The 15,363-nt window shown below is 60.2% G+C and carries 9 protein-coding genes, 2 tRNA genes, 2 rRNA genes and 1 pseudogene; 9 read left to right on the forward strand and 5 right to left on the reverse strand.

Features of this window, described 5'->3' with window-relative positions; all coding sequences use genetic code 11:
- Positions 1 to 72: 72 nt before the first annotated feature.
- From D3872_RS21085 to rrf, 4 genes are all read left to right on the forward strand, one after another.
- Positions 73 to 149 (forward strand) — tRNA-Ile (locus D3872_RS21085).
- A 27-nt stretch (positions 150 to 176) separates the two neighbouring features.
- Positions 177 to 252 (forward strand) — tRNA-Ala (locus tag D3872_RS21090).
- Positions 253 to 476: 224 nt separating this feature from the next.
- Positions 477 to 3,349 (forward strand): 23S ribosomal RNA (locus tag D3872_RS21095).
- Positions 3,350 to 3,462: 113 nt separating this feature from the next.
- Positions 3,463 to 3,575, forward strand: a 5S ribosomal RNA gene (gene rrf / locus D3872_RS21100).
- A 28-nt stretch (positions 3,576 to 3,603) separates the two neighbouring features.
- On the opposite strand, the gene D3872_RS26105 is transcribed toward rrf, so the two are convergent.
- The 4 genes from D3872_RS26105 to D3872_RS21110 form a co-directional block, all read right to left on the reverse strand.
- A complete protein-coding gene (locus D3872_RS26105) occupies positions 3,604 to 4,110 on the reverse strand; it encodes a M28 family peptidase (RefSeq protein WP_220476978.1) in 507 nt (168 codons plus the stop codon).
- Positions 4,001 to 4,405, reverse strand: a complete 405-nt coding sequence (locus D3872_RS27555; protein WP_370660982.1) for a M20/M25/M40 family metallo-hydrolase — start codon at positions 4,403 to 4,405, stop codon at positions 4,001 to 4,003. Before D3872_RS27555 ends, D3872_RS26105 begins: the two co-directional genes overlap by 110 nt.
- The gene (locus D3872_RS26115) at positions 4,291 to 4,887 is read right to left on the reverse strand and encodes a zinc-binding metallopeptidase family protein (protein ID WP_220476980.1); all 597 of its coding nucleotides are present in this window, start codon (positions 4,885 to 4,887) and stop codon (positions 4,291 to 4,293) included. The genes D3872_RS27555 and D3872_RS26115 overlap by 115 nt, the downstream gene beginning before the upstream one ends.
- A gap of 130 nt (positions 4,888 to 5,017) precedes the next feature.
- Positions 5,018 to 5,572, reverse strand: a complete 555-nt coding sequence (locus tag D3872_RS21110; protein ID WP_119812644.1) for an acyloxyacyl hydrolase — start codon at positions 5,570 to 5,572, stop codon at positions 5,018 to 5,020.
- Between the two features lie 130 nt (positions 5,573 to 5,702).
- Between D3872_RS21110 and D3872_RS21115 the strand changes: the two genes are divergently transcribed.
- A complete protein-coding gene (locus D3872_RS21115) occupies positions 5,703 to 6,602 on the forward strand; it encodes an NAD(P)-dependent oxidoreductase (RefSeq protein ID WP_119812645.1) in 900 nt (299 codons plus the stop codon).
- On the opposite strand, the gene D3872_RS21120 is transcribed toward D3872_RS21115, so the two are convergent.
- Complete coding sequence (locus tag D3872_RS21120; protein ID WP_119812646.1) at positions 6,599 to 7,792, reverse strand: M20 aminoacylase family protein; 1,194 nt, start codon at positions 7,790 to 7,792, stop codon at positions 6,599 to 6,601. The genes D3872_RS21115 and D3872_RS21120 overlap by 4 nt on opposite strands.
- Positions 7,793 to 7,941: 149 nt before the next feature.
- On the opposite strand from D3872_RS21120, the pseudogene D3872_RS21125 reads away from it, so the two are divergent.
- The 4 genes and pseudogenes from D3872_RS21125 to D3872_RS21145 form a co-directional block, all read left to right on the forward strand.
- Positions 7,942 to 10,033, forward strand: a pseudogene (locus D3872_RS21125) (molybdopterin-containing oxidoreductase family protein).
- A gap of 17 nt (positions 10,034 to 10,050) precedes the next feature.
- Positions 10,051 to 11,106 carry an aminopeptidase gene (locus tag D3872_RS21130; protein WP_229459452.1) on the forward strand — a complete coding sequence of 352 codons (1,056 nt, stop codon included), beginning with the start codon at positions 10,051 to 10,053 and terminating at the stop codon, positions 11,104 to 11,106.
- A gap of 217 nt (positions 11,107 to 11,323) precedes the next feature.
- Positions 11,324 to 13,015 (forward strand): long-chain-fatty-acid--CoA ligase, encoded by a 1,692-nt coding sequence (locus D3872_RS21135; protein WP_119812647.1) that lies wholly within the window; start codon positions 11,324 to 11,326, stop codon positions 13,013 to 13,015.
- 721 nt (positions 13,016 to 13,736) lie between these two features.
- Positions 13,737 to 15,363: long-chain-fatty-acid--CoA ligase (locus D3872_RS21145; protein ID WP_119812648.1), on the forward strand; the 1,627-nt coding region annotated here is incomplete at its 3' end.

Consider the following 15,363-nt stretch of genomic DNA (forward strand, 5'->3'; position numbering starts at 1 on the left):
AGCACTGGGCATGATCGCCCGATTCATTGAGCGTCCACTCTTATCGACTGTTGAACAAGAAGAACAGCATTTGGGGCTGTAGCTCAGCTGGTTAGAGCACCGTGTTGATAACGCGGGGGTCGTTGGTTCGAGTCCAACCAGCCCTACCACGTTTGGCACGATAGTCGTACCAATAAGGGGGATTAGCTCAGCTGGGAGAGCACCTGCTTTGCAAGCAGGGGGTCGTCGGTTCGATCCCGTCATCCTCCACCAAAAGTTCAAATATAAGCCGTCACGCTGGTGATGAGGTTTAGGTTTGGTCTTTTAGAGATCATTGCTGTTTCGTTCTTTAACAATCTGGAAGAAGTAAAGTTTTATTAAGCGTGTGCTGTAAAAGGTACACACTTAGGGTAGTAGTAAAACTCATCAAACACAGTAATAAATGAAGTCTTGCTTGGAACTGTAACGATCCCTGGCAACAGGGGCTAACGTTATAGGGACAAGTGAATAAGTGCACATGGCGGATGCCTTGGCGATTACAGGCGATGAAGGACGTAGTAGCTTGCGATAAGCTGCGGGGAGTGAGCAAACACACCTTGATCCGCAGATTTCCGAATGGGGAAACCCGGCCTTTTAGGTCATTGCATACTGAATACATAGGTATGCAAAGCGAACGCGGCGAACTGAAACATCTAAGTAGCTGCAGGAAAATAAATCAACCGAGATTCCCAAAGTAGTGGCGAGCGAAATGGGATGAGCCTGCATGATTTAGCATGACGCATAGTGGAAGCCTCTGGAAATAGGCGCCATAGCGGGTGATAGCCCCGTACACGAAATGCGACGTGTGGAACTAAGTATGCGACAAGTAGGGCGGGACACGAGAAATCCTGTCTGAACATGGGGGGACCATCCTCCAAGGCTAAATACTCGTAATCGACCGATAGTGAACCAGTACCGTGAGGGAAAGGCGAAAAGAACCCCGGGAGGGGAGTGAAATAGATCCTGAAACCGTGTGCATACAAACAGTAGGAGCGGACTTGTTCCGTGACTGCGTACCTTTTGTATAATGGGTCAGCGACTTACATTCAGTGGCAAGGTTAACCGGATAGGGAAGCCGTAGAGAAATCGAGTCCGAATAGGGCGACAGTCGCTGGGTGTAGACCCGAAACCAAGTGATCTACTCATGGCCAGGATGAAGGTGCGGTAACACGCCCTGGAGGTCCGAACCCACTAATGTTGAAAAATTAGGGGATGAGCTGTGGGTAGGGGTGAAAGGCTAAACAAACTTGGAAATAGCTGGTTCTCTCCGAAAACTATTTAGGTAGTGCCTCAAGTATCACCATCGGGGGTAGAGCACTGTTATGGCTAGGGGGTCATTGCGACTTACCAAACCATTGCAAACTCCGAATACCGATGAGTGCGAGCTTGGGAGACAGACGTCGGGTGCTAACGTCCGGCGTCAAGAGGGAAACAACCCAGACCGCCAGCTAAGGTCCCAAAGATTGGCTAAGTGGAAAACGAAGTGGGAAGGCTAAAACAGTCAGGATGTTGGCTTAGAAGCAGCCATCATTTAAAGAAAGCGTAATAGCTCACTGATCGAGTCGTCCTGCGCGGAAGATGTAACGGGGCTAAGCCAGTCACCGAAGCTGCGGATATCCGCAAGGATATGGTAGGAGAGCGTTCCGTAAGCCTGCGAAGGTGTCTTGTAAAGGATGCTGGAGGTATCGGAAGTGCGAATGCTGACATGAGTAGCGATAATGGGGGTGAAAAGCCCCCACGCCGTAAGCCCAAGGTTTCCTGTTCAACGTTCATCGGAGCAGGGTGAGTCGGCCCCTAAGGCGAGGCAGAGATGCGTAGCTGATGGGAAGCAGGTTAATATTCCTGCACCGTCGTATGATGCGATGGGGGACGGATCGCGGAAGGTTGTCTGACTGTTGGAATAGTCAGTTTCTGGTTCATAGAAGGCGCTTAGGCAAATCCGGGCGCGTAATTCAAGGGACTGGGACGAGCTGCGTTGTGCGGCGAAGCAATCGGAAGTGGTTCCAAGAAAAGCCTCTAAGCTTCAGTCATACGAGACCGTACCGCAAACCGACACAGGTGGGCGAGATGAGTATTCTAAGGCGCTTGAGAGAACTCGGGAGAAGGAACTCGGCAAATTGGTACCGTAACTTCGGGAAAAGGTACGCCCTAGTAGCTTGGCTGATTTACTTCAGTAGGGCGAAAGGGTTGCAATAAACTGGTGGCTGCGACTGTTTAATAAAAACACAGCACTCTGCAAACACGAAAGTGGACGTATAGGGTGTGACGCCTGCCCGGTGCTGGAAGATTAAATGATGGGGTGCAAGCTCTTGATTGAAGTCCCAGTAAACGGCGGCCGTAACTATAACGGTCCTAAGGTAGCGAAATTCCTTGTCGGGTAAGTTCCGACCTGCACGAATGGCGTAACGATGGCCACACTGTCTCCTCCCGAGACTCAGCGAAGTTGAAGTGTTTGTGATGATGCAATCTACCCGCGGCTAGACGGAAAGACCCCATGAACCTTTACTGTAGCTTTGCATTGGACTTTGAACCAATCTGTGTAGGATAGGTGGGAGGCTTTGAAGCGGGGACGCCAGTTCTCGTGGAGCCATCCTTGAAATACCACCCTGGTTTGTTTGAGGTTCTAACCTTGGTCCGTTATCCGGATCGGGGACAGTGCATGGTAGGCAGTTTGACTGGGGCGGTCTCCTCCTAAAGTGTAACGGAGGAGTTCGAAGGTACGCTAGGTACGGTCGGACATCGTGCTAATAGTGCAATGGCATAAGCGTGCTTAACTGCGAGACTGACAAGTCGAGCAGGTACGAAAGTAGGACATAGTGATCCGGTGGTTCTGTATGGAAGGGCCATCGCTCAACGGATAAAAGGTACTCTGGGGATAACAGGCTGATTCCTCCCAAGAGTTCATATCGACGGGGGAGTTTGGCACCTCGATGTCGGCTCATCACATCCTGGGGCTGTAGCCGGTCCCAAGGGTATGGCTGTTCGCCATTTAAAGTGGTACGTGAGCTGGGTTTAAAACGTCGTGAGACAGTTTGGTCCCTATCTGCCGTGGGCGTTGGAAATTTGAAGGGGGCTGCTCCTAGTACGAGAGGACCGGAGTGGACGAACCTCTGGTGTACCGGTTGTCACGCCAGTGGCATTGCCGGGTAGCTAAGTTCGGAAGAGATAACCGCTGAAAGCATCTAAGCGGGAAACTTGCCTTGAGATGAGATTTCCCGGAGCTTTAAGCTCCTTGAAGGGTCGTTCGAGACCAGGACGTTGATAGGTCAGGTGTGGAAGTGCAGTAATGCATTAAGCTAACTGATACTAATTGCCCGTACGGCTTGTCCCTATAACCTTAGCAGTTATAGTCAGCAAGACTTCAACACTGATTTGATATAAAACTACTTCTTCCAGATTCAGAGCGCTGTTGCCCCATTGGGAACAGAGCTCGTACAAGTTATGCCTGATGACCATAGCAAGTCGGTCCCACCCCTTCCCATCCCGAACAGGACCGTGAAACGACTTTGCGCCGATGATAGTGCTGCAACCAGTGTGAAAGTAGGTTATCGTCAGGCTAGTTATAAGAGAAAAACCCCCATTAGCCTAAGCGCGCTCAAGATCGCGCTTAGTGCGAATGGGGGATTTTTTTCGTCTGTACGTTCCACAGGACCGCTTTCGACACCGCTCACTGCCCAATTCGACGGCATATGCGGCCGCCAACCTGGCAAACTTCAATGCGTGACTGGCCTGCCCACGGCTGTTGGCATATGTGTCGTTCGCCGTGTGGATGTGCGGATTGTCCTTCTTGATCTCGGCCTCGAACGGCATCGACGCCGCATACCCCTGTGCGCTCCATGATGCGTGATCCGAACACGCGTAGCCGCATTTGTCGTAGCCGACCGTCACCGACGGCAGGTATGCCGCCACCAGGTTCGAAAGAAAACCGTTCTGCCGCTCATCCGTGTAATCGGTGAAGATGTAGATGTCCTTCTCCGAACCCTTAAAGTTGGTCATGTCCAGCTGTAGCATGCCGACGACATTGACGCCGTTCTTCTTGTATTCCCGCGCTATCTCCTGCGATCCTCGTAAAACCGACTTCCTCTGCCGCATACGCGATGAGCTTGATCGTCCGGCGCGGTTTGTAGTCGCCTGCGGCTAATACGCGTAGCACCTCGGTCAGGCCGGCGATGCCGGAAGCGTCGTCGTCGGCGCCAGGCGCCTTTGGTCGTGTCGCGTGTGCCGTAGCAGGGTTAATGGTAGTCCAGGTGCGCAAGCCCAGCACACCACCGTTCAGCCGGCCTTGTCGCTGCCGGCAATGGTGGCAATCACGGAGCGCTGGTCGTAGCGGGCGTGGGCATACTGCTCGATCGAAATATGGTCGCGGCCGGTGCCAAGTGCGGTCCACTTTGCCTTCAGCCAGTTCGACGAGTCGATGCCGGGCGCCGACGTGTAGTAGCGGTTGGCGAACGCGGTCAGGCCGGCGATGATCTCCGAGATATTCTTCTCCTGCATCCGAGACAGCAGCGGGGCCACCGTCGCCTGGTTCATGATCGCATAAGCAGGCCGTACGGAATGCGGTCTTGCGCTGGATGCTGCTTCCAGCATCAGCCGCCCGGCCGCTTCGCTGCTGTGATACATGAACCCGCCACAATGCCGCAGCTCGCGGTGCAAGGTGCGCGCGATCTTGTCCAGTTCCTGGCTGCTCACTTCCAGTAGGTGAATTTTTTCGGCGCCAGCCATCGCGGTGCGGCTTTCGCGCGGCTTGATCCTGGGATAGGCCTTGCGGATCACCTTGTACGCGGCGTCGCCGGCAGAGATCCACGTGGCTTCGGCGGATGCATGGCCGGCGGCCACGGCCAGCGCAAGCAGTACTGGAATGATATGCACATCGTTCTCCCGCGTTGTACGCCAAACTCCTGCAATCAGGAAATGTTACCAACGGGGAATTTGAATGCGCCTTGATTCGTCAGTGTAACGATTGACGAGAATCAGGCGCTGGACGGGTGTGCTGCGCAGGTCAGAACGAGCGGGCGGCCTTGAGGACGAAGAAATTGGCACCGCTGTTAGGTTTCTTGTAGCCGCCGTTCGAGAAATGCTGGAGCTTGAGTCCGATGTCCCATTTGCCCGCGACGTAGCCGGCGCCGAGGTGGTCGCCGAACTGAAAGTGGGTCGACAGGCGGTTGTCGTCATTGTCATAGCGCTTGGACAGCAGGTGCAGGCCGATGCCCCCTTCGGCATACCAGCCCTGTTTGCTGTCGGCCTGGTAGCGGAAGACTGGTGTGAATCCGATATCGGCAATATCCTGATGGTCGCCCTTCACGTTGCGGTAGGCCGTGCCGCGCCAGTACGCGACCGACAGGTCCCAGTAGCCCGACAGGTGGCTGCCATTCGACTTGAACCACTGCTTCTCCCACTGCGACTGCCCGGCGAGGCGGACCATGTGGACTTCGCTCCCGGCACCGGCTTCGAGCGAGACGGAATTGAAGAAGCCGTCGGCGGCGGAGGCCGGTGTAACAATTGCGGCAAGAAAAACCGCCAGTGAATTCCTGATGATATTGTTTGTACTAAGCATTTTTGTTCCACTTGATAGCCGTGCTGTACTGCGACAGCACCTGATGAGATATTTTACCGACGATCCAAAAATCGCGTTGCCAGCTTGGTAATTGTTAAACTTACTACATCTGTTAATGAAACGAAGCGCCATGACAACACTGAAACTCGCCTTCCTCGGCACCGGACTGATGGGCCTTCCGATGGCGTCCCGCCTGCTTGCCGCTGGCTTTTCGCTGCGCGCCTGGAACCGCACCGCCGCCAAGGCCGAACCACTGCGCGCCCACGGCGCTGAAACCGCAGCTGATCCCGCCGCCGCCGTCGATGGCGCCGACATCGTCATCTCGATGCTCGAATCCGGCGCGGTGGTCGGCCAGGCGATCGATGCAGCCCTGCCGGGCCTCAAGCCCGGCGCCCTGTGGATCGACATGAGCTCCACGCGCCACGCCGAGGCGCTGGACTTCCACACCAGGCTGGCCGGCGCCGGCTGCCACTTCCTCGACGCCCCGGTGTCCGGCGGCGTCGGTGGTGCCGAGGCCGGCACGCTGGCCATCATGGCGGGCGGCAGCATCCATGATTTCGCGCTGGCCGAGCCCGTGCTGAAGGCGATGGGCCGCCCGACGCTGGTCGGCCCGGCCGGCAGCGGCCAGGTCGCCAAGTTGTGCAACCAGCTGATCGTCGGGGGAACCCTGAATATCGTGGCGGAAGCATTGCTGCTGGCGCAGGCGGCCGGCGCCGATCCGGCAGCGGTGCGGGATGCCATCCGTGGCGGCTTCGCCGAAAGCCGTATCCTCGAAGTGCACGGCCAGCGCATGCTGGACCGCGATTTCCTGCCGGGAGGGCAGGTGAAAAGCCAGCTCAAGGACCTGGAAAACGTGCTGGTGGCGGCGACCGACGCCGGCGTCGTCCTGCCGGTTACAGCGCTGGTCACGGAACGCTACGCCAGCATCGCCGGCGAGCTGCCGCGAGCGGATCAGTCCGCCGCCTTGCTCGCCCTGGAGAAATTGAACCCCGGCCAGCGCCTCGGCGCCGGCCCCGACAAGCTGCCTTAGAGCTCAGGTAAGCTCATCTCAGCCAGCCGCACCCAGTAGCTGGCGCCGATTGGCAACAGGTTGTCGTTGAAGTCATAGCTGGCGTTGTGCAGCTGGCATGGGCCGAGGCCGTGGCCGCCTGCGCGGTGGTCGCCCTCGCCATTGCCGATAAACACATAGCACCCTGGCTTTTCCTGCAGCATGAAGGCGAAGTCCTCCGCGCCCATGGTCGGCTCGACATTGTCGTTGACGTTGGCGGCTCCCGCGACAGCCTTCATCGCCTCGATCGCGAACGCGGTTTCGCGCGCGTGGTTCACCAGTGGCGGGTAGTTGCGCTTGAAGGTGAAGTCGACCTCCGCATTGAATGCCGACACGGTTCCCTTGGCAATCTGCTCCATGCGCTTCTCGATCAGGTCGAGCACCGGCGTGGTGAAGGTGCGCACGGTGCCGATCAGCACCGCTTCATCGGGAATGACATTGGTTGCGCTGCCCGAATGGATTTGCGTAATCGACAGCACCGCCGTATCCAGCGGATTCTTCTCGCGCGAGATGATCGTCTGCCATGCCTGCGCTATCTGGACTGCGATCATGACCGGATCGATGCCGCGGTGCGGCTGGGCCGCGTGCGCGCCCTTGCCTTTGACCACGACGCGGAACTCGTTACTCGACGCCATCATCGGCCCGGCGACCACGCCGAAGCTGCCGGTCTTGATGCCCGGCCAGTTGTGCATCCCGTACACAGCCTGCATCGGGAACTGCCTGAACAGGCCGTCGTCCATCATGCGGCGCGCACCGCCGCCGCCTTCCTCTGCCGGCTGGAAGATCAGGTAAACGGTGCCGTCGAAATTGCGGTTCGTCGCAAGGTAATGCGCCGCGCCCAGCAGCATGGCGGTGTGGCCGTCGTGGCCGCAGGCGTGCATCTTGCCGGCATGGCGCGAGGCGTGTGGAAAACTGTTCACTTCCTGCATCGGCAGCGCGTCCATGTCGGCGCGCAGGCCGATGGCGCGTTCCGAGGTGCCGTTCTTGATGATCCCGACAACACCTGTCACGCCCAGCCCGCGCACGATCGGGATGCCCCACTCGGTCAGCCGCGCGGCGACGATGTCGGCGGTGCGCTGCTCTTCATAGCAAAGTTCGGGATGCGCGTGCAGGTCCCGGCGAATCTCTTGCAGCTCGGACTGAAATGCGATGATCGGTTCCACGAGTTTCATCTTTGTTCTCCGTTTGATGCTCGAATGCCAAGGGTCCATTGTAGCCTTCTCATCCGCTGTAGGCCAGAGCGCCACGCCGGTCGTATATACCGGCCCGGAATCGTTTACAGTATTGGTTTGACGCTCGATTTATTCCGGAATTCCACTTCATGACAAGCACCCAAGTCCGGGCCACCTGCCCCCACGACTGCCCCGACACCTGCGCGCTCCTGGTCACCGTCAAGGACGGCGTGGCGACTGAAGTGAAGGGCGACCCGGACCACCCGACCACCGCCGGCGTGCTGTGCACCAAGGTCGCGCGCTACACGGAGCGCACCTACCACGAGGAACGCCTGCTGCACCCGATGAAGCGGGTCGGCAAAAAAGGCGAGGGCAAGTTCGAACGCATCAGCTGGGACGAGGCGCTGGACACCATCGCGTCGCGCCTGAAAGGCATCGCCGCGCGTGACCCGCAGGCGATCCTGCCGTACAGCTACTGCGGCACGATGGGGCTGGTGCAGGGCGAATCGATGTCGCTGCGCTTCTTCCACCAGCTGGGCGCGTCGCATCTCGACCGCACCATCTGCGCCAGCGCCGGCGCCACCGGCTACAAGTACACGGTGGGCGCGTCGATCGGCACCGACATGGAGCAGTTCCAGAATGCCAAACTGATCATCATCTGGGGCGGCAACCCGATCGCCTCCAACCTGCACTTCTGGATGCGGGCGCAGGAAGCCAAGCGCCGCGGCGCGAAGCTGATCGCGATCGACCCCTACCGTTCGCTGACGGCGGAAAAATGCCATCAGCATATCGCCGTCCTGCCCGGCACCGACTCCGCGTTCGCGCTGGGCCTGATGCACGTGCTGATCCGCGAGAACCTGCTCGACCACGACTACATCGAGCACTACACCCTCGGCTTCGACGAGCTGAAGGAGCGCGCCGCGGAATGGACGCCCGAGCGCACCGCCGAAACCTGCGGCATCACCGCCGATGAAGTGGTCAAGCTCGCGCGCGAATACGGCCAGGCGGCCGTCAAAGGCGAAGCGGCAGCCATCCGCGTCAACTACGGCGTGCAGCGGGTGCGCGGCGGCGGCATGGCGGTGCGCGCGATCGCCTGCCTGCCGGCCCTGGTCGGCGCCTGGCGCAACCCGGCCGGCGGCGTTCAGCTCTCGTCGTCGGGCAGCTTCCCGACCAATAAACCGAAACTGCAGCGTCCCGACCTGCTGGCCGGCCGCCACGCGCGCACCATCAACATGACCACCATCGGCGACGACCTGCTGAAGGAAAGCTCGCCGGAGTTCGGCCCGAAGGTTGGGAAGCGGTCATCGGTCTACAAACGCCCAACCGGTCGCCATCGCGCCCGATTCCGGCAAGGTGATGCGCGGCTTCGAGCGCGAGGATTTGTTACACCGTGGTGCTCGAAGCCTTTTCGACCGACCACCGCACGACCTATGCCGACATCTGCTGCCGGCCACCACCACCCAGCTCGAACACGTCGACACGCACACCTCCTACGGCCACCTGTACATGATGGCCAATAACGCCGCCATCGCGCCGATGGGCGAAGCAAAGGCCAACACCGAAATCTTCCGCCTGCTGGCCCAGCGCATGGGCTTCGACGATCCCTGCTTCAGCGAGACCGACGACGAACTGGCGGCCCAGGCTTTCGACGCCGGCAATCCGCGCGCCGTGCACTTCGATTGGGAGTCGCTCAAGCAAAAGGGCTGGCAGCGCCTGAACATGCCCGATGCCCCGTTCGCGCATGGCGGCTTCCTGACGCCATCCGGCAAATGCGAGTTCTATTCCGCCAGCATGCTGGCCGACGGACTCGACCCGCTGCCGGCCTACATCGCGCCGCACGAATCCGTGGCGTCGAACCCCGAATTGGCCGCGAAGTACCCGCTGGCGATGATCTCTCCGCCGGCGCGCAACTTCCTCAACTCCAGCTTCGTCAACGTCAAGAGCCTGCGTTCGGCCGAAGGCGAACCCCACCTCGACATCCACCCGCACGACGCCTTTACGCGCGGCATCGCGGACGGCGAGATGGTCCGCATCTTCAACGACCGCGGCACCTTCGTCGCACGCGCCCGCGTCACGGACAAGGCCCGCGAGGGCTTGGTGGTGGGCCTGTCGGTCTGGTGGAAGAAGCTCGCCAGCGACGGCAAGAATGCCAACGAGGTCACCAGCCAGCTGCTGACCGACATGGGCCGCGCGCCCGTTTTCTACGACACCCTGGTCGAGGTTGAAAAACTCGCCGCATAGGTAAAGCGAAACGCCATATGATAGACAAGACCCTCAGGCTCGCGCTTGCGGGCGCCGTGGCAGCGATGTTAGCCAGCTGCACCGGTATCAACTACTACGCACAAGCCGCGAAGGGCCAGTTTTCGCTGCTGACGGAGGCGCGCCCGATCGAGGACTGGCTGGCCGATAACGGCACCGACTCGAAGCTGCGCCTGCGACTTGCCACCGCGCGCCAGATCCGCAGCTTCGCCGTCAAGGAGCTTGGCTTGCCGGACAACGCCAGCTACACCAACTATACGGCGCTGTCGCGGCCTTACGTCGTGTGGAACATCGTGGCCACCCCCGAGCTGTCGCTCAAGCCCTTGCAGTGGTGCTTCCCGGTGGCGGGCTGCGTCAACTACCGCGGCTACTACAGCAAGGAGGCAGCGCAGGAATACGCCAGCGAGCTGCGCGCCCAGGGCAACGACGTGCAGGTCGGCGGCGTGCCGGCCTACTCCACGCTGGGCTGGTTCAACGACCCGCTGATCTCGACCTTCATCCACTATCCCGACGCCGAACTGGCGCGCCTGATCTTCCACGAACTGTCGCACCAGGTGGTCTATGTGCAGGGCGACTCGCAGTTCAACGAGTCCTTCGCCAGTGCGGTCGAGGAGGCCGGCGTCGAGCGCTGGCTCAGTGGCTACGGCAACGACGCCATGCGCCAGAACTATGCGAAGTTCGTATCGCGCAAGCAGGATTTCATCAAGCTGCTGCTGTCGTACCGGCGCACGCTGGAAGACAACTACGCATCGAAGGCGCCTCCCGCCGAAAAGCGCACCACCAAGGTGCGCCTGTTCAGCCAGCTGAAGGACGACTACCTGGTGCTGAAGGCATCGTGGGGCGGCTTCGCCGGCTACGACCGATTCTTCGCCGAGCCGCTGTCGAACGCCCATCTCGCCGCCATCGCCACCTACACCGACCTGGTGCCGGCCTTCCGCGCCCTGCTGGCGCGCGAGCAGAGCTTCACCAGGTTCTATGCGACGGCGCGCAAGCTCGCCGCACTGGAAAAAGCCGAACGCCACCGCCGCCTCAAGGCGCTCGACGTCAAGGCCTGACAGGCAGGCGAACGGGCAATGTTTTATGTTGCAGTGCATCAAGCACTGCGGATAGAGGTCTTGCTCGAATAGCAGCAAAAGCGCTTGCATCGCAAGCCTCCGCCCGATAGCATCACATGGAAGTTGTCAATAAGCGCCTGCTTTTCAAAGCCGGAAAATGCGCGGCCCTGCAGGTACGCCAGTTCCCATAACGATAATTAACGAGACAGAGGCAGACATGGACAAAATTTGGTTGAAATCATACCCACCCGGCGTACCCGCGGAAATCGACCCGGACCAGTACACCTCGCTTGTCCAGCTGCTTGAAGAGTCCTTCAGCAAGTACGCGATGCGCAACGCCTACGTCTGCATGGACAAGTACCTCACCTACGGGGAACTGGACGAGTACTCGAAGAAGCTGGCGGCCTGGCTGCAAAGCCGCGGCATGAAAAAGGGCGCGCGCGTGGCGATCATGATGCCTAACGTGCTGCAATACCCGATCGCGATTGCCGCCATCCTGCGCGCCGGCTACACCGTCGTCAACGTCAACCCGCTGTACACCCCGCGCGAACTGGAACACCAGCTCACCGACTCCGGCAGCGAAGCCATCATCGTGCTTGAGAACTTCGCCAACGTCCTGCAGCAGGTGCTGTCCAAAACCTCGGTGCGCCACATCATCGTGGCCGACATGGGTGAGATGCTCGGCTTCGCCAAGGGCATGCTGGTCAACTTCGTGGTCCGCAACGTCAAGAAGCTGGTGCCACCCTATGCGCTGCCGAACGCGGTACGCTTCAGCGACGCCCTGTCGCAAGGCAGCAGGATGCAGTTCACGCCGGTCGCCGCGACCAGTGCCGACATCGCCTTCCTGCAGTACACAGGCGGCACCACCGGCTTGTCGAAGGGCGCGACCCTCACCCACCGCAACGTCATCGCCAACGTGCTCCAGACCGAGGCATGGTCCAAGCCTGCGCTGGATAAGGCGCCGGTGGTCGAGCAGCTTTCCATCGTCTGCGCATTGCCGCTGTACCACATCTTCGCACTGACGGCGTGCGCGATGTGGGGCACCCGCGTCGGCGCGCTGAACATCCTGATCCCGAATCCGCGCGACATCGGCGGCTTCATCAAGGAGCTCGCCAAGTACAAGTTCAACATGCTGCCGGCGGTGAACACGCTGTACAACGCGCTGCTGAACCACCCGGACTTCAAGAGCCTCGACTTCAGCGGCCTGAAGATCTCGAACGGCGGCGGCATGGCGGTACAGCAGGCCGTCAACGACAAATGGAAGGCCGCCACCGGCACCTCCATCATCGAAGGCTACGGCTTGTCCGAGACTTCGCCCGTGGCCACCTGCAACCGCGCCGACATGACCGAATTCTCGGGCACCATCGGCCTGCCGGTGCCGTCGACCGACATCGCCATCCTGGATGACGACAACAAGCCGGTACCACTCGGCGAGCGCGGCGAAATCGCGATCCGCGGCCCGCAGGTCATGGCAGGCTACTGGAACCACCCCGACGAAACCGCCAAGGTCATGACGCCGGACGGGTTCTTCAAGTCGGGCGACATCGGCGTGATGGATGCCGACGGCTACGTCAAGATCGTCGACCGCAAGAAGGACATGATCCTGGTGTCCGGCTTCAACGTGTACCCGACCGAACTGGAATCGGTGATCTCGATGCACCCCGGCGTGCTCGAATGCGCCGTCGTCGGCGTGCCGGACGAGTACTCGGGCGAAGCGGTCAAGGTTTTCGTCGTGCGCAAGGACCCGAATCTCACGCAAGAGCAGCTGATGGACTACTTCAAGGAGCAGCTCACCGGCTACAAGAAGCCGAAGTATGTCGAGTTCCGCAGCGAACTGCCGAAGTCCAACGTCGGCAAGATCCTGCGCCGCATGCTCAGGGAAGAAAAGAAAGAGAAGCAGGCCGCGTAAGGGCGCGGTTAAAAGGCCGCCCGCCGTGCGGGCGGTTTTTTTTCGTGTGCGCCCAGCATGGGCGCACTCTTGGAGGTGCAAGTCCTCCCGCGAGCTGGCCACAGCGAGCGAAGCGAAGCACAACTGCGGAAGGGCGACCGACTGTGGGGAGGAAGTGTGGAGCGAAACTGCGAGCCGATGAACAAGAATCGGATAGAAGGCGCTGCCGAGCGGGGCGAGCGGGCACGAAACCGCAAAGCTCTTGTGGCCAATGCGAAGTGGCGTAGATCCGGCGGTTGTGCAGGGAAGGAGTGCGTTCTTACCTGGGGAGATCTCGTCTTATGTCTGAAAGGGCGACGGTGAAAGCCGGAACGAGAAGTCAGCAGAGGTCGTAGTAGTCGGAGGCTGGGCCGGGAAGGCCGAATACCGCCGACGAAGGGCCGAAGGAGCGGGAGGGCGATTCTGCCTGACCATCTGAGATGGATATGCTTCAGATGCCCGGATACGGGGCTCGTCACGCAACGCGCATCAGGTGAAGCCTGGTGCACGGTGACAGCGAAGAACCAAATCGGCCGGGTCGGGGCCAGATGAACCTAGGCTGCATGTTCGGGTATAGGCATGCAGACCTCAACCGTTTCAACCGCCCGGTGCGGACCCGCATGCCGGGTGGTGTGGGAGGGGCGCGGTCATTGTGGCCGCCCCCTATCCCGATTTAGTTAAACCACAAATGACAGAGGCAGAGATGGACAAGTTTTGGCTGAAGGAGTACCAACCGGGCGTGCCGGCGGAGATCGACTACACGCAATACCGCTCGCTGACACACCTGCTGGAGGAGTCGTTCCGCAAGTATGCCGACCGCAAGGCCTACGTCTGCATGGACAAGGCGATCACCTTCCGCGAGCTTGACCAGATGTCGCAGCAGATGGGCGCCTGGCTGCAGGCGCGCGGCCTGAAGCGGGGCGCGCGCGTCGCCATCATGCTGCCGAACGTGCTGCAGTACCCGGTTGCCATGGCCGCCGCGCTGCGCGCCGGCTACACCATCGTCAACGTCAATCCCCTGTACACCGCGCGCGAGTTGCAGCACCAGTTGATCGACTCCGGCGCCGAAGCCATCATCGTGCTCGAGAACTTCGCCGGCACGCTGGAGCAGGTCATCGCAAAGACCAGCGTCAAGCACGTGGTGGTAGCAACGATGGGTGACCTGCTGGGCGGCCTGAAAGGCACCATCGTCAACTTCGTGGTCCGCAAGGTCAAGAAGATGGTGCCGGCGTTTTCGCTGCCGTCGGCGGTCGGCTTCAACAAGGTGCTGGCCGACGGCTCGCGCCTGGCGCTGAACCCGGTCAAGCTTGGTCACGACGACATCGCCTTCCTGCAGTACACCGGCGGCACGACGGGCGTATCGAAGGGCGCTGTGCTCCTGCACCGCAATGTCATCGCCAACGTGCTGCAGAACGAAGCTTGGCTGCAGCCGACGCTCGACACGCTGCCTGAAGGTACGCAGACGCAGTTCGTCTGCGCGCTGCCGCTGTATCACATCTACTCGCTGACCGTGTGCGCGCTGATGGGCATGCGCCTGGGCGGAATGAACGTGCTGGTTCCGAACCCGCGCGACATCCCCGGCTTCGTCAAGGAACTGGCCAAGTACAAGATCAACATCTTCCCGGCCGTGAACACGCTGTACAACGCGCTGCTGAACAACCCTGACTTCTCGAAGCTGGACTTCTCGAGCTACAAGGTCTGCAACGGCGGTGGCATGGCAGTGCAGAAGGCCGTGGCCGAGAAGTGGCTGAAGGTGACCGGCACAGCCATCGTCGAAGGCTACGGCCTGTCCGAGACCTCGCCGGTGGCCACCGCCAACCGCTGCGACATCAAGGAGTTCACCGGCACCATCGGCCTGCCGTATCCATCGACCGAAATCGCCATCCTCGACGACGACGGCAACCGCGTGTCGCTCGGCACCGCGGGCGAAATCGCCATCCGCGGCCCGCAGGTGATGGCCGGCTACTGGCAGCGCGACGACGAGACGGCCAAGTCGATGACGCCGGATGGCTTCTTCAAGACTGGCGACGTCGGCATCATGGACGAACGCGGCTACACCCGTATCGTCGACCGCAAGAAGGACATGATCCTGGTGTCGGGCTTTAATGTGTACCCGAACGAGGTGGAGGGCGTGGTGGCCAGCCATCCGGGCGTGCTGGAAGTGGCGTGTATCGGCGTGCCCGATTCGGCATCCGGCGAGGCGGTCAAGCTGTTCATCGTGAAGAAGGATCCTGCGCTTACCGAAGACCAGGTCAAGGATTACTGCAAGGACCAGCTGACCGGCTACAAGAAGCCGAAGTACGTCGAGTTCCGCAGCGAGCTGCCCAAGA

The sequence above is a fragment of the Massilia cavernae genome (genome assembly GCF_003590855.1).
Lineage (GTDB): Bacteria > Pseudomonadota > Gammaproteobacteria > Burkholderiales > Burkholderiaceae_D > Telluria_A > Telluria_A cavernae.